The following is a 17,948-nucleotide window of genomic DNA, read 5'->3' on the forward strand; positions in this document are numbered from 1 at the left end:
CTAATATAACTCACATTTGTATTTCTTTTTTATACAAAACGTAAGAATATAAATTCGTTATAATGACAGCAACTACTATAATCCCAAGCATTATATAAGTTCTCCAATCAGCCGGAGCGAAAACACTTATAATCATAATAACTCCTAACGCCACAAATACTTTTCCGCTAAACCGATGTGTTTTCCGCCATACTTCTTCATTACTTAACGTCCATGGATTACGCATCCCGACAAAAAAGTTTGGCTTACACTGTGGTAAATAATTACCCATTACTAAAAATAAAACACCAACTAATAATTCAGGCACCCGATTAATGAATAAGTTATATCCTAATCCACTTGTAATAATATCTATATTTCCTACAAATAGTAGCAATAGTACCCCATTATTCATCATCATAAAGGCTTTAGAAAATTTCTCGTAATTTGCTTTCCTTGGATCAATCTTTGGTATCACATTTAGAAATATATATAATGCAATCATAATTCCGACCATAGAAATCATTCCGTAAAATTTAGACGAATATCCATCTACCTTACCGCCGCTCCAATGCGTTGCAATTGTATCCGGCAAATGCGGCCAAGCAAACGCCCAAGCTAAACAAGTTATAACAATTAATAAGATTGCAAAAAGATGTTTTTTCATTTCCCCTCTTCCCCCTTATTCGTAAATGTAAACACCCAAGTCAACAAATCTTGAAAGACCGTTGTGTTTAAAGAGTACACAACGAATTGCCCTTTCTTTTCATCTTGAATAAGTTCAGCATTTTTAAGTGCGCTTAAGTGGTGTGAAATACTTGGTTTTGTCATATTGAAATGTTCAGCAATCTCACCTGCGGTTAGATCGCCTTCTTTTAATAAATCTAAAATTTTTCGCCTTGTTGGATCTGCTAATGCTTTGAATGCTTGATTCAATGTCTTTCTTCCCCTCATTAATTAGACATTTAGATATTTATCTAAATGTTAAAATGATTTTAGTTAATTGTCAATTATCTATACGCCCCTTTTTATTTTGTACCCTACGCCAATTACTCTATATTGAATAAAATCTAAAGAGTACGCAGGTTAAAAAGGAAAGCAGCTCTTCTGCTTCTTTTCTTAATAATACTTTTTCTGGAACTTCTACAACAGGATCATCACTTAGTTGTTGTTTTTCAAATAAGCGCATCCTCTTCCATATGTGTTTTCTCCATTGACTAATCTGTTTGTAAACAATTCCATTCAACCAAAATAGAAACGGTCTAGATTGATCATATGTTGAAATAGATTTCCAAAGTTGAAAGTAGATTTCATTTACGATTTCATTTGTATCATGCCGATTTTTAACTATAGCAAAGACGGTTTCATAGATTCTCTGACTTGTTAAGTTAAATATAAATTCAAAAGCCTCCTCATCACCTTTTAATAAGCGTTCTATCCAGGTATGTATATCTTCATTACTTGCCAAGTAGTGCCCCCTCCTTAACGATGTTCTCACTATATATTGGACGGTAAGCAAAATAAAGTTCCAAATTTCATAAAAAAATATAATACTTTTATCCATTCATATATTTAAAAGGAAAATATATTGAATTATTCCTATAATACTTTTTACTTTTCTCATTTTTAACCTATACTGTTTACTAGCTTATCTTTCAACATAATGAAAAGACTTGAAACACATGATACACTATAGCTACAATTGTTTTTTTGAGGAGGAATATACATATGTATAAAATTTTAATCGTTGAAGACGATCCAAATATTTCATCATTACTACAATCTCACATTCAAAAATACGGCTATGAAGCTGTTGTTGCAGAGAATTTCGATGATATTATGGAATCGTTTAACGCAGTGAAACCACATCTTGTTTTACTTGATGTAAACTTACCGAAATTCGATGGGTTCTACTGGTGCCGCCAAATTCGTCATGAATCTACTTGTCCTATTATTTTCATTTCAGCTCGTGCAGGTGAGATGGAACAAATTATGGCGATTGAAAGCGGTGCGGATGATTACATTACAAAGCCGTTCCACTACGATGTTGTAATGGCGAAAATTAAAGGACAATTACGCCGTATTTACGGTGATTATGCACCAAATATTTCTGAACGTATCGTTGAAGTAGAAGGTTTAAAACTATTCCCTGAACGTCCAGAAATTCATTTTGGATCTGAACAAGTTCTTTTAACGAAGAAAGAGGCAATTTTAGCAGAAATGTTATTATCTAAATTCCCTCGTACAGCGAGCCGTGAAGATTTATTAGCTGCGCTTTGGGATGACGAAAGTTTTGTTGAGGAAAATACATTAAACGTAAACATTACGCGTCTTCGTAAAAAGTTTAATGAACTTGGTATTGAGAATTCTATTGAAACAGTACGTGGACTTGGGTATCGTTTTAACGCAACTTGGAGTGAATAAGCATGAAGCTATTTTTACGTGATCATTTTGCATTTTTCCTACTGTACGTATTAAACTTCGGTATCATCTTCGTTCTTTATGATGCAGTAGATGGATTTCAAAACAATAAATTTTACTTCGTCGTTTTAAGTTTATACTTATTTATTTGTTTCCTCGCTTATCGTTACGTTCGCAATCGTAGAATGTACCATAGATTAAGTGAGCAACCAGAAAAGATGGAAGATGCGTTTATTGAAAGAGCGACTGCTCCGATGCCTCACGGTGTCAATGAACTCGTGCGTACGCAGTACCGCCTCTTCCAAAAAGAACTACAATCGTATGAAGTAAAACAACAAGAACATCAATTATTTATTAATCATTGGGTACATCAAATGAAGACACCTGTATCCGTTATGCAGCTTATGGTGCTCGAAATGGAAGATGAGCATTTGATTCCGAAATTCAAAAAAGAATTAGAACGATTAAATCAAGGACTCGATATGGCTTTATATATGGCAAGGCTAAATAACTTCCATGAAGATTTCCATGTTGAGACAATTTCATTAAAAGATACAGTAACAAAAAATATTAACGGATTAAAAGAACTATTCATTCGTAATGGTGTCTTCCCTGTTTTAGAAGTCCATTCGGATTTAAAAGTTGCTTCTGATGCGAAATGGCTAAAATTTATCATCTATCAGTTAATGACAAACGCTGTTCGTTACTCTGGGGAACGCGGAAAGAAAGTTTTCTTATCTGCTTACCGAAACGGAAAAGATATTATTTTAGAAGTTCGTGATGAAGGTGTGGGTATTCCACAAGAAGATATTCGAAGAGTATTTGAACCGTTTTACACTGGGAAAAACGGTCGTGCATTCGGAGAATCTACTGGTATGGGACTTTATATTGTAAGTAAAATTTGTGATTACTTAGGTCACTCTGTCAAACTAGATTCTGAAGTTGGTAAAGGAACGACGATTAAAATCATCTTCCACAACGCTGCAAATAATCAAGCAGAACATACGGAGAAGGTGACCGAAGCATGATCGTAACATATGTAAGCGAAATGTATGAGAACTCACTCTCATACATTTTTTGCAATACAACTACTTCTATATCTTCTAGCCGGAGGTATAATTTATGACATTTTGGCAATTTGCATTTAAAAATGTAACGCGTAATTCAAGAGCTTATTTTGCTTACTTTGTAAGTGGTTCCTTTTCCATTGCTGTTTTCTTTTCGTTTGCTGTTTACTTATTCCATCCGAAATTACAAAACTTTGACATGACCTCTGAAATTTCAGGATTAATGATATTTTCAGAAGTAGTAATTGTATTTTTCTCTTTCTTCTTTTTACTATATTCCATTGGTACTTTTTTAAAAGTTAGAAAAAAACAATTTGGTATTTTGACCATTTTAGGAATATCGAGAAAACAATTACATCGTCTTGTTTTTATGGAGAATATGTTAATCGGGGTTTTATCTATCTTTTTCGGCATGCAGTTTGGAGTTGTTTTTTCTCAATTTTTCTTATTAGTAACAGCCAAACTTACGCATATTCCAGGAATATATTTATACGGTCCTACTAAAGCGTTTATTTTAACAACTATTGTTTTCCTTAGTCTTTTTATCACTGTATCTGCATTCACACCAATGCTTATTCGTACAAAAAAAGCGGTACACCTTTTAAAAACAAATGGTGGAAAACAAAAAGAAAGAAAACCATCCATACTTGTTTCATTATTTGGTGCGATTTGTTTATTTGGTGGTTATGCGTTAGCTGGAAATCCTAAATATTTTGTATCAGTAAGCCCGCAAATCGGTGTTATATATATGGTTTCAAGTATTTTCGTTATCCCAACGCTTGTTACAGTCGGAACATATTTCTTCTTTTCACAAATTAGTTTCTTACTTATTTATATTTTAAAGAAAAAAAGGAAGTTTTATATGAAACGGATTAATATGCTTTGGATTTCGGATTTAGCGAGCCGTATTCGAACGAATATTAATATGCTTTTTATTGTAGCGATGCTATCTACTATCGCTTTCACAATGATTACGTTTCTATATGGATTCGGAAAATTTATTAAGCTAGAGGTTAATAGAACTTCTCCTTTCCCAATTTCTTATTTTTCTTATGATGCGAACCCTTTTGTTACAGAGCATTTAAATTGGCTTGAGCAACAATTACAAAAAGAGCATTTCCCTTATCAAAAAATAAAAGCTGATATATATGAAACACCACTAAAAGAAGATAAAGATATAGCTATTTATAATGACGTATACGCAATTAAGCAAAGTGACTATAACAAACTTGCAGATTCTTTACGAATGAAACAACTATTTATGGATGATAACGAAGCATATGTGCTAACAGGGACATCTTATATCACCATATTCAATGAATTTGAGCAAAGCTACAAAAGAGATTACATTACACTCTCTAGTACAAATACGAAATTACGAGTAAAAGGCTATGAGCATGTAAACGCAATCCCATCTGACTTTTCATATCAAACGATAGTGTTGCCTGATATTATCGTAAATAACTTACCTAACACCGTAAAACATATATCAGCATACAATTACAAAATTCAAAACTGGGAACAGACATATGAAATTGCTGATAATTTTATAGAAAAAGTGCAAAAAGATCGAAATAAATTCCAGTATGAAGGGCCTCTTATTCGTTCCTTTGAATCAGCAGGATCGTTATACAAAATAACATCAGGCAGTGCGGCATTCTTCCTAATCGGGACATTTTTAGGAGTTATTTTCTTCATTGGCGCTGGTAGCGTTCTTTACTTTAGAATGTATACAGACTTAACGAACGAACATGAGAAATATATAACGATTTCTAAAATTGGTGTAACAGATACAGAGATGAAACGATCTTCAACCATTCAACTTAGTATTTTATTTTTCGTTCCGTACATTATGGCATCCATTCATACAATGTTTGCAACGAAAATGCTACAAGATGTAATTGGTCTATCTTTGTTCAAAGAAGTTTCAGCCGTTCTTATTATTTTTGGATTCGTTGAAATTATCTTTTTCTTCTTCATTCGTTCACTTTATATGCAAAAATTATCACAGTATACGAATGGTTAACATATTAAAAAAGTTATCACATGAGAAGGTGGGATCTCATCCTTCCTTTTTCATGCTCATTCTAATAGGAGGTTTAGGTGAATGACATTTTGGCAGTTTGCCTTTAAAAATGTGACGCGGAACGCCAGAGCTTATTTCGCCTATTTTGTAAGCAGTGCGTTTTCCATCGCAATTTTTTTCTCATTTGCAGTTTATTTATTTCATCCTAAATTGCATATGACAGACGTGAATGTTGCTCTGAACATATTAATGACAATTTCAGAAGTTGTCATTGTATTCTTTTCGTTTTTCTTTTTACTATATTCAATCGGTACCTTCTTAAAAGTACGAAAAAAGCAATTTGGGATTTTAACAGTACTTGGCATATCTCAAAAACAATTAAAGAGACTCGTATTTCTAGAAAACATGCTAATTGGTGTTCTTTCCATCTTTTTCGGCGTTCAACTTGGACTTGTCTTCTCGCAGTTCTTTTTGTTAGTTACCGCCAAAATTACACACGTACCTGGTTTATATTTATATGGGCCTACAAGTGCTATCGTTTTAACTATCATCATCTTTCTTGGGCTCTTCATTCTCGTATCATCTTTTACACCGATGCTCATTCGTACGAGAAAAGCCGTACGTCTTTTAAAAGAAGGAACAAAACAAAAAGAAAGAAAAGCATCCGTTCTTATCTCTCTATTTGGTGCGATGTGTTTAATATGTGGATATACGTTAGCCGCAAATCCGCTGTATTTTATGTCGCTAGGTGACATCATTGGGCTTTTATATGCCGTCTCTAGTATATTTGTCATCCCATCGCTTATTGCAGCTGGAACATACTTTTTCTTTTCACAAATTAGTTTTTTACTCATTCGTATATTAAAAACGCGAAGAACATTTTATATGAAGCGAATTAATATGCTTTGGATTTCTGATTTAGCAGCGCGCATTCGGACAAACATTAACATGCTCTTTATTGTAGCGATGCTATCAACACTTGCTTTTACTATGATTACATTCTTATATGGTTTTGGTAAATTTATGAAGTTCGATACAGTAAGAGAAAATCCTTTTCCTTTTACATATTTATCACATACTGAAAATACGTTAGCAGATGAACATTTAAATTGGTTAAAACAAAAGTTTAACGAAGAGCAATTTACTTATAAACAATTTAAAACGGATATATATGAAGTATCTTCAGCGGAAGAAAATTCGCAGCTCTATTATGCAATTAAACAAAGTGACTATAATGTACTTGCTAAGGCTTTAAATTGGGAAACGCTCACAGTAAATAAGAATGAATCTTATATTCTTATGAAAGACTTAGATGATCAAGTTATTGGAACGCTTCATAATAAAGACAAGAAAAATACTCTTACACTTACTCAAAACAATTTACAACTACAAGTGAAAGAATATAAAAGTTATAACCCATTCCCAAATCGCTTAATATACCAATTGCTCATACTATCTGATGAAAATATAGAAGCATTATCCTCCGTTTCAAAACAGATGAGTGTATATAGCTTTAAAGTTAAGGACTGGGAAAAAGCTAATAACATCGGCTCGTTATTCATAGACAAAATTAATACCGACGGGAACAACATTCAAGCAGAGCACAAGCCTTTCCATGCAAGTGAAGCGAGCGATTCTCTATACACAACAAAACAAAATGTCGCTTCGTTCTTCTTAATTGGTACTTTCTTAGGTGTTATTTTCTTTATTGGTGCTGGCAGTGTCCTTTACTTCAGGATGTATACAGATTTAACAAATGAACAAGAAAAGTATGTAACGATTACAAAAATCGGTTTAACAGAAGCTGAGATGAAACGATCTGCTACAATTCAACTTGCGATTCTTTTCTTTGTTCCATACATTATGGCATCGATTCATACGATGTTTGCGACAAAGATGCTACAAGAAGTTTTACATCTCTCGTTCTTCGCTGAGATTACAGTCGTACTTATGATTTTTGGAACGGTTGAAATTTTATTTTTCCTTTTAATTCGTTCCTTTTATATGCAAAAATTATCACAACACATTAAGTTTTAAAAAGTAGAAAGGTGATTACTATGGAAGAAGTATTACACATAAAAAACGTCTCAAAAGTATATGAGGGAAAAGTCCCTCATACTGCTTTAAAAAATATAAATTTACACGTGGATAAAGGGGAATTCGTTGCCATTATGGGACCATCTGGTAGCGGGAAATCTACATTTTTAAACGTTATCTCTACAATCGATTCTCCGACTTCTGGTGATGTCGTGATTAACGGAAAAAAACCGCACACATTTCGTAGAGAGAAGTTAGCTATTTTCCGAAGACAAGAGTTAGGATTTGTTTTCCAAAACTTTAACTTACTAGATACACTAACAATCGGTGAAAATATCGTACTACCTTTAACATTAGATAATGTTCCATTAAAAGAAATGGATGAAAAGCTTGATAACATTTCAAAAAAGCTTGGAATTGATCATATTTTGGACAAGCGTATTTTTGAAGTTTCTGGAGGACAAGCACAGCGTACTGCAGTAGCACGTGCTGTTATTCATCATCCTTCACTTCTACTTGCCGATGAACCGACAGGAAACTTAGATTCAAAAGCGGCAATTGACGTAATGGAGCTATTTACGAAATTAAATAAAGAAGAAGATGCAACGATTTTAATGGTTACGCACGATCCGTTTGCAGCAAGTTATTGTAACCGTGTTATTTTCATTAAAGATGGAGAGCTTTACAATGAACTACACCGCGGATTGTACCGTGAGAAATTTTATCAAGAAATATTAGATGTTTTAGCATTATTAGGAGGAAGACGTGGATGACATTTTGGCAATTCGCATTTAAAAATGTCTCGCGTAATTCTAAAGCATATTTCGCTTATTTTGTAAGTAGTGCTTTTTCTATTATGGTTTTCTTTTCATTTACTGTATACGCGTATCATCCACGCTTACAAATTATGAATAAATTACAGGAACAAGATCCACTGATGAACTTAGCCGGCATGGCACAGTTTGTTATCGTTTTGTTCTCGTTCTTCTTTCTCTTATATTCAATCGGAACATTTTTAAATGTTCGGAAGCAGCAATTCGGCGTTTTAACTGTTCTCGGTATATCTCAAAAACAATTAAAACGTCTTTTGTTTACTGAAAATATGATTATTGGAATGCTCGCTATTTTTGCTGGTATTCAAGGCGGTCTTGTTTTTTCTAACTTTTTCTTACTCGTTACTTCTAAATTAACAAACGCAAAAGGCCTCTATTTATATTGGCCAACAGAAGCTATTATCGTAACGACAATAACTTTTATTATTTTATTTCTCATCGTATCTACGTTTACACCGATGTTTATTCGTACTCGTAAAACAACTCGATTAATTAAAAATAGTAAAAAGGAAAAAAGCGAAAAAAGACCGTCTATACTCATTTCATTATTTGCTTTAATTTGTTTAGCACTATGCTATTATATCGCTGGTTATCCGCAAGGCTATATAACAGAAAAAAATGCACAAAATGGATCTGTATTCTTAATTATGCTATCTATTTTACCGCTCGTAGTGGTAGGAACATATTTATTCTTTTCACAAACATTTCTTCTCTTTATCTTTATTTTGAAAAAGCGGAGAAAGTTTTATATGAAGCAAATAAATATGTTATGGATTTCAGATTTAGCTAACCGGACTCGTAGTAATATTAATGTACTCTTTATCGTTTCTATGCTATCTGCACTAGCATTTACGATTATTATTGGTTTATTCGCTGCTAATAACAATACAACAGCATCGGTACTAGAACGATATCCCGTCCCCTTCACTTATACATCAGAAGGTGACAATTCCCTTGAACAAAAGCATATTACTGCAATTGAAACTGAGCTTACAAATAGTAATTTTCAGTACAGAAAATATAAGTTTACAGTAGTAAAAGATACAGCTTCAAAAGAAGACATTATGCTTATGAAGATGAGTGATTATAACGCAATTGCTAAACAATTGAAAAGGCCGGAAATAACAATTGATTCTACAGAAGTGTATATTATTTCTCGCCACTCACCAGAACTTCTCAATCTCGTATCTAATCCATTTGCAAAGCATAATACGATTACACTTGGATCTAATAAAAAAGAATTTCATATTAAAGGGTTTATTAATAAAGGAATAGAACCATCCTTTGCATTCCCACATTTAGCTGTCGTACAAGATTATGTATTTGATAATATGATTCCTCATATTGAAACAACCGTAATCTATAACTACTTCGTAGAAAACTGGGAAAATGCAATCGTTCCAACAAAAAATATGTTACGTGTTATTAGTGGCGATGCACGTAAGTTCTACGAAAAGCATACAGAAGAGAACGCTCAAGTTCCTTTCTTCATATATACAGCTACGGATGAACTCATTTACGGTAAAGGGAATGCAGTTGCTCAATTCTTTATTTGGGCATTTCTTGGCTTTATCTTCTTTATCGGTGCGGCTAGCGTTTTATATTTCCGTATGTATAACGACTTAACAACTGAAAGACAAAAGTATATTACGATTACAAAACTTGGCTTAACAGAATCAGAAATGTTTCGTTCTGCAACGATTCAATTAGGAATATTATTTTTCGTTCCTTATATTGTTGCTGGTATTCATACAATATTCGCCATTAAGTTTTTACAAAGCATGTTTTCTTTCTCATTACTGAAAGAGACATGTATCGTACTCACTTTATTCGGGATTATTGAGATCATTTTCTTCTTCTTAATCCGATCTCTATATATTAATAAATTATCACAACACATAAAAATATGAATAAAATGGCCTTGTGCAATACGCACAAGGCCATTTTCAATAGTTTTTAATTAGCAGCAATATCCACCGTAGCCGCCAGCATAACCGCCGTAACCACCATAACCACAAGAACCGCCACCGCCGAAGCAGCTAGCACCGATGATGATTAATAAAATAAACAATACGATTAGAAGCGCAAAACCGCCGCCGCAACCATGTCTGCGGTTACAATCATCATGTCTGTGTTCACACTTTTCGCTCATTACCCTATTCCTCCTTTAGTATCATTCATAACAAGTTCCTCTTGTTCTAAATGAGGGGATTCCATTTATATTATGTTTTCAGGGCGAATAGGAAGCTTGGCTTACCTAAAAACGGGCTTGTTTTAGGAATTGGACTTTATTAAAAAAGGATACCTATTCAGGTATCCTTTAAAGAAACATATTCAACAAAAGAGCAAAACCGAATGCAATAAATGATAACAATGTTTCCAGCACCGTCCACGTTTTAAACGTTTCTTTTACTGTCAAACCTAAATATTCTTTTACAAGCCAAAACCCTGCATCATTTACGTGAGAAAACATTAATGAACCTGCACCGGTTGCTATAACGAGCAATTCTAAATTCACACCAGACATGTGCTGAATAACTGGTGAAACAATTCCCGCTGCTGTCGTTAACGCTACTGTTGCTGAACCTGTTGCAATTCGAATTAATCCAGCTACCATGAAAGCTAATACAATTGGTGATAACGATATATGCTCTGCCATTTGCGCAATCGCTGTTCCAACGCCACTTTCAATTAATATTTGTTTAAATCCACCGCCTGCACCGATAATTAAAATAATGGAACCGACTGGTAATAAACTTTCATCCGTTAATTTTTTAATCATCTTTTTATTAATTCCTTGTCTTATCCCAAGTAAATAAAATGCTGCGAAACATGAAATAAGTAAAGCAATTACTGGGCTTCCGATAAATACAAAAAATTCAGTCATCTTTTTCGGTAATGAAATATATGGTGCAACGACTGATAAAATCATCAATACAACTGGTAATAAAATAATAAAGAATGAAACTTTACGACTCGGTAAATCAGTTGAGACAGTCGTAACTCGAATAAGCTCTGGTTCATTTTCAGGTATAACCCTTTTATGTACCCACTTTGCAAATATCGGTCCTGCGATAATAGCTGCTGGTAGCGCGATAAGTAATGAATATAAAAGTACCTTTCCTAAGTTCGCGTTATAAATACCGATTGCTGTCATCGCACCTGGATGCGGAGGCACTAGCCCGTGAACAATAGATAATCCAGCAATGACAGGTAACGCAATTAATAATATATTTTGCTTCGTCGTTTTTCGGATGGAAATAACGAGTGGTAATAAAATGACGATCCCCACTTCAAAAAATACTGGAATCCCTATAACAAATCCTGCAAATAACATAGCCCACGGTAGTTTCTTCACACCGAAAAATCGAATAAAGAAATCTGCCACTTGCATGCCGGCCCCTGAATCGGACATCATTTTTCCTAAAATTGTACCGAGAGCTAAAATACCAACTAAATGCCCTAGTACACTACCAACACCAGATTCATAGGCAGTCACTATCTTCGTTAAATTCAATCCAGACATGATAGCTAAAAATAAACTCGCAACTGTTAAACTAATAAATGCATGCCATTTCCACCATGATACCCCTAAAATAACAATCGCAATTGCAAGTAACGTGACGATTAATAAGTATATATCCATCTCGCATTCCCCTTACTTTATAAAAAAAGAGGGCAAATACCCTCTTTTTTATACGTCATAATTCACTACATAATGCTGCATTTCTGTATTGTAGTAGCCTTCACTATATTCAATTACTTCGCCAACTTCATCGTAAGAATAACGCATACGTTTTAATAGCGCTGTCCCCTCTTTTTCACCTAACGCTTCTGCAACGAAACTAGACGCAAGTCCAACAGCGAATTCATCTCTGAAGTTTTCTAAATGAATGCCTCGGTCCTCGACTAAATCGTAAAGCGATTGTAAATCAAAATCCGATAAATCTGTACTTGCCATTTTCGCTGAGAAATAGTGCGTATAATGAATATACGGTGCATCATTTAACGTATATAAACGTTCAATACGAAAACTCTCTTTACCGAATAATTGAAATGGCACTGTTCCTTCTTCATTCTGAACGATTTCTGCTTTTAGCAATTTCTTCTGTACTTTATAGCCTTCTTCCACTAACACTTCAGTAAATTTCTTTCCCTTTGACAACTTTGTCGCAGAAGTGTTACGGATGACTTTCGTTCCTTTACCGCTTTTCTTTTCCAAATATCCTTCTTGAGCGAGTTCTTTAATCGCATTTCGCACTGTAATTTTGCTCACTTTGAACTCTTCTTCTAACTGTGGTTCGGAAGGAATATTTGTATGAATCGCATATACACCATGCAATATTCGATCACGAATAATATTTTTTATTTGTAAATATAATGGTCCTTTTTTTCTCGTTACGTTCACCGTTACACCCACTACCTTTCTACATCACCTACTGATGTCGTCATTGCCCGAAGTATATCCTTCTCTGATGACATTGGCGTATCACCGACGATTGTATGTGCAAGCATTCCAGCTGCTGACGCAAATGAAACAGCTTTCTCTGGTGCAAACTCTTCTATCTCGCCATGAATAATCCCGCTCGTATAAGCATCTCCAGCACCTATTCTATCATATACAGAAAACGTAAGTGTTTTTGCAAAAGTGAACGCACCATCTTTACATATAAATCCGCGAAGCGAGTGTGTATTATCGCTATTAATAGAGCGATGTGTACCAGCGATTGTAGCGATATGATATGTTTCAGCTGCCTTTGGAATAAGATCAACAAGTTGCGCCTCTCGCTCCGTCTTTTCTGTTTTCATTCCAAGAACAAACATCGCATCTTTTTCGTTCATCATAACGATATCAGCAAGATCCAGCATTTCTTCATAATGTGGTTTCGCCTGCTCATACCCGTCTTCTCCCCAAAGAGATGGACGATAGTTGCAATCAAAGACGACAGTTCCTCCGTTTTCTTTCACTGCTTTCGCCAAAGATTTCATATGATGGCGCACCGTATCATTCATCGCAAGTGTAATGCCGCAAAAATGAACGATATCAATTTCCTTTGCGATTTCTTCAAATTGATACATTTCTTCACATGCCGTATTGAAGCTACTTTCTAATCGATTTGAATATGTAACGCGGCTTGCACGTGTACCAAATCCATTTTCTAAAAAGTACATGCCGACATATTTGCCGCCTCTTGAAACAAGCGAGGTTTGCACACCTAACTTTTGAATGTAAGATAATGCCGCATTCCCAACCGAATTTTCCGGTAAAGTTGAAATAAGAAGCCCTTCATGCCCTAGATGAGAAAGTGCTGCTGCCACGTTCACACCTGTACCAGAAAATGAGTAATTTAATGTGTTTGCTTGCGACAACAATTCATATCCTGGTACTTGCAGGCGCATCATTACTTCGCCGAACGCTGCAATTTTCTTACGCATATTGATCAACTAACTTCTTCACGACTGCTAATAATTCACGAACATCTTCTGTTTTCGTATTGCCAGTTTCTTTATCAATAATAGAAGAGTACACGTGCGGGATAACTTGCTCTACGTTTGCTTCAAGCGCAATACGTACAATTGTTTCAAAGTTTTCCTTATCAATTCCGCCTGTTGGCTCTAATGCAAATCCTTCTTCCGCACAAGCTTTCGCAACTGCGCGATATTCTTCTTCATGAGCTAAACCTTTCATTGGGAAGTATTTCAATGAATTTCCGCCCATATCACGTACAAGTGCGATCGCTGTTTTAATTGGAACGATTGCTTTTTCTTCCCCTGCTGCACTAATTGGACCAGTAGAAATATTTACGTACCCTACTTTTCCTGTTGGTGATACTAAACTATTAATCCAGCTATCTTTTCCGCCAAGATTTGCACGTGTCGCTCCAACTGAAGGGAACACTTGGTTAATATGACTACCAGGATAATACTTCGCAATTTCAGCTACAACTGCTGCTTGGCGATTATCTCCAGCTCCGAGTCCAATTGATACAGCGTCATCAATTTCTTTTCCGTATGCTTTCATCGCTGTAACAGCTTCTTCTACTGTTGGATAATCTTTTGATAATACGCCTACTACTACATAACCTTCTGCTGCTTCAAAAATATCTTTCGCATTTTCTATATTGTTTGCTAATACATTTAATGCTACGCGGCCTTTATAAAAACGTTTTTGAATGTTTGTCATTTTAATTTCCCCCTACAATTTCTCTCAATTTTTCTTCAATCACATGTATGTCATCACCTTGAAGTGGACGTGGATCGATATCAAAGAATCCTTGTCTTACTCCGTAATCACGTGTGTAGATTGCAATTTCTCCTTCGCGTAATGCTGTCACAACGTCTTTTGCCGATTTATTTAACTCTTTTTCGTTAATATGAATACGTGCTCTAAAGATTGCTCTTCCCGCTTCATCTTGAACGATTGTTACATTTACACCGTTTAATTCTTTTAGCGGCATAAGTACTTGTAATAACTCTTTTTCTTGCTCACTCTTATCTTCTTTTACTCCGTACTCATCAAGTGCTTGAAGTAAACCAAAAGTTGTTTCTTTCCCAACTTTCATGCTTCTTCCAATGCAATGTAATTGCACTTTCAGCCACTCAATATATTTTCGTTTCCCGCCAACAATACCAGAAGTAGGCCCTTCAATTGCCTTTGAACCACTATAAATGGCAAGGTCTGCATACTTCACATATTTTTGAATATCTTCTTCAGCTGCCGCATCCACGATAAGTGGTACGTTATTTCTTTGCGCGACTTCCCATGCTTCTTCAACAGAAATCATATTTTTTTGCACGGCATGATGCGATTTCACATATAGAATCGCTGCTGTATTTTCACCAATTGCATCTTCAATATGCTCTGCTTTCCCTTCATTTGCGTAGCCAACTTCTACAAGTTTTCCTCCGCCTAAATAAATCATCGTTTCAACTGGAGCACCGTATTGAACGTTATGACCTTTTAACATGATCACTTCGTTTTTCGCGATTACCTCTTGATGAAGTCTTTCACTTTTACGGCGATTTCCTTCAGTAACGATACCAGCAATAGAAAGCGCAATTCCGCTCGATGCTGAATTCACAACGACCGCTGCCTCTGAATCTAGAATTCTTGCAATATGGTCTCCTGCTTTATCTACTAAATCAGCAATTTCCACATAATTTTGTCCCCCATGTTTCATCGCATCCATAACTGTATCTGTCGGAGCAGATACACCTAAAATACTCATTCTACCACTCGCATTAATCACTCTTTTTAATCCGTACTTAGCATTCAATGAATGACCCATTAATTACAACCCCTTTCGTATCAATTCTTCTTTCAGCAATGCGCTGATCCCCTTCTGAATCTATTAACGTAACCTTCTCATCTTTCACCGTAAATAAAGTTAAGTTTGCAATATCTCCTTCTTGAATGCGGCCAAACTCTGGTTTTTTCAGCCACTCTGCTGCATTTTTCGTAACCGCGTCAATTACTTCTTCTAGCGGATAACCTAAGTAAAGGAATTTCGAAAGAACGTGAGCCATACTATACACGGGACCGTGCACGCGATTCTTCCGGTAAATATCTGTACTAATTGTATTAAAAGCAATATCGTGACGCTTTGCGGCCTCTGCTACTTTAAATGAAAAACTAGCATTACCATGTCCAACATCTAAATGCACACCGCGATTCACTGCATCTAGTAACACAGGTAACGGTTTGCCTTCTTCATCAAATAAATTATTTTCTTTCCCGTTTAAATAATGTGTAATGACATCATCTTTTTCTAAAAGAGGTACAACTTCCTCAATGTGAGGAGGCGCTGAACCGATATGTACCATAATCGGTAATGATGTTTCGCGAGATAAAGAGCGCGCTATATGAAGCGGTTCAATTCCACTATCACAAACGACACTTTTACTCATTCTCGCTTTTAACCCAACGATTACATCTTTATAATTTTCTACTGCTTCTATTACTTTCTCTTTATCGATCCATTCCATATTGGATAATTCATCAATTCGTTTCAAACCGATGCGAGAAATATTTAAAAAGGCAAATAAATTCGTTTTTGCCTGCTCTCTACTTTTTACTAAATCTGCAATGCGATCAGCACCGCAACTACCCGCATCAACAATTGTCGTTACCCCTTGCTTAACGCCAATTTCATCAACCTCATCGCCATACGGATCAAACTCTGGAAAAGCGTGAACATGCAAATCAATCCAACCACTCGATACGTAAGTACCAGAGTAATCAAGAACCTTTCCACCCTCACCAACACCAGCTTTCGTCACCTGTGCGATTTTATTATTTTCAATTACAATGTCAATCTCTTCCCCGTTCACACGTTTCACATTACGTAGTACGAATCGTTCTGTCATTGTACTTCCACCCTTTTCTATAAGAAGCCATAAGAATGCGCTTACATTAAAGTTTCATTTTATGTCTCTTTCACACGTTTAGCGTAACATAAAAAAAGGAAGAAGTAAATATAACGTTATAATGTTTAAAAGTAAATCAAAAGATGCTCCTTCAAAATGCTAATAGTATAGGAATTTATATCAACGATTCGACAAGGAATATCGATTTACAGACAAGAAACGTCAATTCCTTTCTTATATAAGAAAAGGCTGTCCCAAATGGCACAGCCTTTTTCTCTATTCCTGAACCGTCACAATAACCCCATCCATATTGTTCCCGGAAATTGCATACTGCTTATTTGCTGGAACATTCACTTTCATATTCCCAGAAACTTTATAATAAGAAACAGTATATTTCTTACCTTCTACTTCAGTTGAAATCTCTTTTTCCTCTTTTAAGAACTCTAAATATTCCTCTAGTGTGAAATTCTTTTTTTGCATAATTGCGCTATGAGGTAGGCCGACATAACGGATATGCCATGGCTCATATTGAATTCCAGTAATGTTACTTTTATTTTTCGGATAACGTAATATAAAGCCATGCTTCCATACGTTCTCTTCAATCCATTTTCCTTCAGGCGCTTTCTCCATTTTCTTTTGAGTAGACCCAATGTCCAGTGATAATCCTAAATTATGTTCACTGTATCCTGCTGGAAGTGCATAATCAGATCCCATTTTTTCATATAACTGTTTTTGCTCTTGGAAATCTCTATAGCCACTACTAATCAAAAAATGGTTAACACTTTCTTTTCCAGCCGCATCGACAACGTTCAAAAACTTTTTCACAACATCCTTTGATAAACGAAGATTTCTATCAAATATTACATAGCCTCTCACTAATTCACTATTATGATTTACATTTATAATATCAGACCTAATACTATCTTTTTTTACTGGATAATCCCTGTTAACTAATAATAAATCGCCCTTATAAATTTGTTCCTTCGTAATCTCTTTCCTCTCGTTGTTTGCCGCCTTTACTAGCTCATCTTTTCCGACAATTTTAACATCGATTTCCTTTTGAAATAACGGTGATATATAAACGCCTACACATACTGTGCATGCTATAAAAAAAGAAATAAATACCCACTTTTTCATTTCTATTTCCTCCTTAACGTAACTTACGTATAGAATAGAAAAAACTATTAAAATAAAAAGTGGGGTAAAGTTTAAATTTTT

At 35.1% G+C, this 17,948-nt stretch carries 17 protein-coding genes; 6 read left to right on the top strand and 11 right to left on the bottom strand.

The window, feature by feature from the left end; all coding sequences use genetic code 11:
- Nucleotides 1-10: 10 nt before the first annotated feature.
- From AXW78_RS23330 to AXW78_RS23340, 3 genes are all read right to left on the bottom strand, one after another.
- A complete protein-coding gene (locus AXW78_RS23330) occupies nucleotides 11-646 on the bottom strand; it encodes an SdpI family protein (protein ID WP_046946141.1) in 636 nt (211 codons plus the stop codon).
- Complete coding sequence (locus AXW78_RS23335) at nucleotides 643-915, bottom strand: autorepressor SdpR family transcription factor (protein WP_001070531.1); 273 nt, start codon at nucleotides 913-915, stop codon at nucleotides 643-645. Before AXW78_RS23335 ends, AXW78_RS23330 begins: the two co-directional genes overlap by 4 nt.
- A gap of 118 nt (nucleotides 916-1,033) precedes the next feature.
- On the bottom strand, nucleotides 1,034-1,447 hold the full coding sequence (locus AXW78_RS23340; RefSeq protein WP_000157862.1) for a sigma factor: 414 nt from the start codon (nucleotides 1,445-1,447) through the stop codon (nucleotides 1,034-1,036).
- A 260-nt stretch (nucleotides 1,448-1,707) separates the two neighbouring features.
- Here AXW78_RS23340 and AXW78_RS23345 point away from each other — a divergent pair, with 260 nt between their 5' ends.
- The 6 genes from AXW78_RS23345 (at nucleotide 1,708) to AXW78_RS23370 (ending at nucleotide 10,273) form a co-directional block, all read left to right on the top strand.
- Entirely contained in the window at nucleotides 1,708-2,403 is a 696-nt protein-coding gene (locus AXW78_RS23345) for a response regulator transcription factor (RefSeq protein ID WP_000276738.1), read from the top strand.
- Between the two features lie 2 nt (nucleotides 2,404-2,405).
- Complete coding sequence (locus AXW78_RS23350; RefSeq protein WP_000765341.1) at nucleotides 2,406-3,428, top strand: sensor histidine kinase; 1,023 nt, start codon at nucleotides 2,406-2,408, stop codon at nucleotides 3,426-3,428.
- Between the two features lie 94 nt (nucleotides 3,429-3,522).
- Nucleotides 3,523-5,493 (top strand): FtsX-like permease family protein, encoded by a 1,971-nt coding sequence (locus AXW78_RS23355; protein ID WP_000145029.1) that lies wholly within the window; start codon nucleotides 3,523-3,525, stop codon nucleotides 5,491-5,493.
- Nucleotides 5,494-5,574: 81 nt separating this feature from the next.
- Nucleotides 5,575-7,530, top strand: a complete 1,956-nt coding sequence (locus AXW78_RS23360; RefSeq protein ID WP_061884698.1) for an ABC transporter permease — start codon at nucleotides 5,575-5,577, stop codon at nucleotides 7,528-7,530.
- A 20-nt stretch (nucleotides 7,531-7,550) separates the two neighbouring features.
- Nucleotides 7,551-8,303 carry an ABC transporter ATP-binding protein gene (locus AXW78_RS23365; protein WP_000393250.1) on the top strand — a complete coding sequence of 251 codons (753 nt, stop codon included), beginning with the start codon at nucleotides 7,551-7,553 and terminating at the stop codon, nucleotides 8,301-8,303.
- On the top strand, nucleotides 8,300-10,273 hold the full coding sequence (locus tag AXW78_RS23370; protein WP_046946140.1) for an FtsX-like permease family protein: 1,974 nt from the start codon (nucleotides 8,300-8,302) through the stop codon (nucleotides 10,271-10,273). Before AXW78_RS23365 ends, AXW78_RS23370 begins: the two co-directional genes overlap by 4 nt.
- 50 nt (nucleotides 10,274-10,323) lie before the next feature.
- On the opposite strand, the gene AXW78_RS23375 is transcribed toward AXW78_RS23370, so the two are convergent.
- The 8 genes from AXW78_RS23375 to AXW78_RS23410 all read right to left on the bottom strand — a co-directional run bounded on the left by AXW78_RS23375 (nucleotide 10,324) and on the right by AXW78_RS23410 (nucleotide 17,867).
- On the bottom strand, nucleotides 10,324-10,515 hold the full coding sequence (locus tag AXW78_RS23375) for a YjcZ family sporulation protein (protein ID WP_001290399.1): 192 nt from the start codon (nucleotides 10,513-10,515) through the stop codon (nucleotides 10,324-10,326).
- A gap of 168 nt (nucleotides 10,516-10,683) precedes the next feature.
- Nucleotides 10,684-12,009, bottom strand: coding sequence for a gluconate permease GntP (gntP, locus tag AXW78_RS23380; RefSeq protein ID WP_000356150.1), 1,326 nt, complete (start codon nucleotides 12,007-12,009; stop codon nucleotides 10,684-10,686).
- A 48-nt stretch (nucleotides 12,010-12,057) separates the two neighbouring features.
- Nucleotides 12,058-12,783 carry a GntR family transcriptional regulator gene (locus AXW78_RS23385; RefSeq protein WP_061884699.1) on the bottom strand — a complete coding sequence of 242 codons (726 nt, stop codon included), beginning with the start codon at nucleotides 12,781-12,783 and terminating at the stop codon, nucleotides 12,058-12,060.
- A complete protein-coding gene (locus AXW78_RS23390; protein WP_061884700.1) occupies nucleotides 12,783-13,799 on the bottom strand; it encodes a sugar kinase in 1,017 nt (338 codons plus the stop codon). The genes AXW78_RS23385 and AXW78_RS23390 overlap by 1 nt, the downstream gene beginning before the upstream one ends.
- A complete protein-coding gene (dagF, locus tag AXW78_RS23395) occupies nucleotides 13,792-14,547 on the bottom strand; it encodes a 2-dehydro-3-deoxy-phosphogluconate aldolase (RefSeq protein WP_000181922.1) in 756 nt (251 codons plus the stop codon). Before dagF ends, AXW78_RS23390 begins: the two co-directional genes overlap by 8 nt.
- Nucleotide 14,548: 1 nt before the next feature.
- A complete protein-coding gene (locus AXW78_RS23400; protein ID WP_000510103.1) occupies nucleotides 14,549-15,652 on the bottom strand; it encodes a DgaE family pyridoxal phosphate-dependent ammonia lyase in 1,104 nt (367 codons plus the stop codon).
- Nucleotides 15,630-16,730 carry an amidohydrolase/deacetylase family metallohydrolase gene (locus AXW78_RS23405; RefSeq protein WP_000139978.1) on the bottom strand — a complete coding sequence of 367 codons (1,101 nt, stop codon included), beginning with the start codon at nucleotides 16,728-16,730 and terminating at the stop codon, nucleotides 15,630-15,632. The genes AXW78_RS23400 and AXW78_RS23405 overlap by 23 nt, the downstream gene beginning before the upstream one ends.
- Nucleotides 16,731-17,006: 276 nt before the next feature.
- Nucleotides 17,007-17,867: a D-Ala-D-Ala carboxypeptidase VanY gene (locus AXW78_RS23410; protein WP_000759398.1), complete on the bottom strand. Its 861-nt coding sequence runs from the start codon at nucleotides 17,865-17,867 to the stop codon at nucleotides 17,007-17,009.
- Between the last annotated feature and the right edge of the window lie 81 nt (nucleotides 17,868-17,948).

The sequence above is a fragment of the Bacillus thuringiensis genome (assembly GCF_001595725.1).
Classification (GTDB): domain Bacteria; phylum Bacillota; class Bacilli; order Bacillales; family Bacillaceae_G; genus Bacillus_A; species Bacillus_A thuringiensis_K.

Excerpts from the sequence above, each read along its gene's own strand:
- AXW78_RS23330 (WP_046946141.1), bottom strand. The coding sequence starts at position 646 with ATGAAAAAACATCTTTTTGCAATCTTATTAATTGTTATAACTTGTTTA.
- AXW78_RS23345 (WP_000276738.1), top strand. The coding sequence starts at position 1,708 with ATGTATAAAATTTTAATCGTTGAAGACGATCCAAATATTTCATCATTA.
- AXW78_RS23350 (WP_000765341.1), top strand. The coding sequence starts at position 2,406 with ATGAAGCTATTTTTACGTGATCATTTTGCATTTTTCCTACTGTACGTA.
- AXW78_RS23355 (WP_000145029.1), top strand. The coding sequence starts at position 3,523 with ATGACATTTTGGCAATTTGCATTTAAAAATGTAACGCGTAATTCAAGA.
- AXW78_RS23360 (WP_061884698.1), top strand. The coding sequence starts at position 5,575 with ATGACATTTTGGCAGTTTGCCTTTAAAAATGTGACGCGGAACGCCAGA.
- AXW78_RS23365 (WP_000393250.1), top strand. The coding sequence starts at position 7,551 with ATGGAAGAAGTATTACACATAAAAAACGTCTCAAAAGTATATGAGGGA.
- AXW78_RS23370 (WP_046946140.1), top strand. The coding sequence starts at position 8,300 with ATGACATTTTGGCAATTCGCATTTAAAAATGTCTCGCGTAATTCTAAA.
- AXW78_RS23375 (WP_001290399.1), bottom strand. The coding sequence starts at position 10,515 with ATGAGCGAAAAGTGTGAACACAGACATGATGATTGTAACCGCAGACAT.
- gntP (WP_000356150.1), bottom strand. The coding sequence starts at position 12,009 with ATGGATATATACTTATTAATCGTCACGTTACTTGCAATTGCGATTGTT.
- AXW78_RS23390 (WP_061884700.1), bottom strand. The coding sequence starts at position 13,799 with ATGCGTAAGAAAATTGCAGCGTTCGGCGAAGTAATGATGCGCCTGCAA.
- dagF (WP_000181922.1), bottom strand. The coding sequence starts at position 14,547 with ATGACAAACATTCAAAAACGTTTTTATAAAGGCCGCGTAGCATTAAAT.
- AXW78_RS23400 (WP_000510103.1), bottom strand. The coding sequence starts at position 15,652 with ATGGGTCATTCATTGAATGCTAAGTACGGATTAAAAAGAGTGATTAAT.
- AXW78_RS23405 (WP_000139978.1), bottom strand. The coding sequence starts at position 16,730 with ATGACAGAACGATTCGTACTACGTAATGTGAAACGTGTGAACGGGGAA.
- AXW78_RS23410 (WP_000759398.1), bottom strand. The coding sequence starts at position 17,867 with ATGAAAAAGTGGGTATTTATTTCTTTTTTTATAGCATGCACAGTATGT.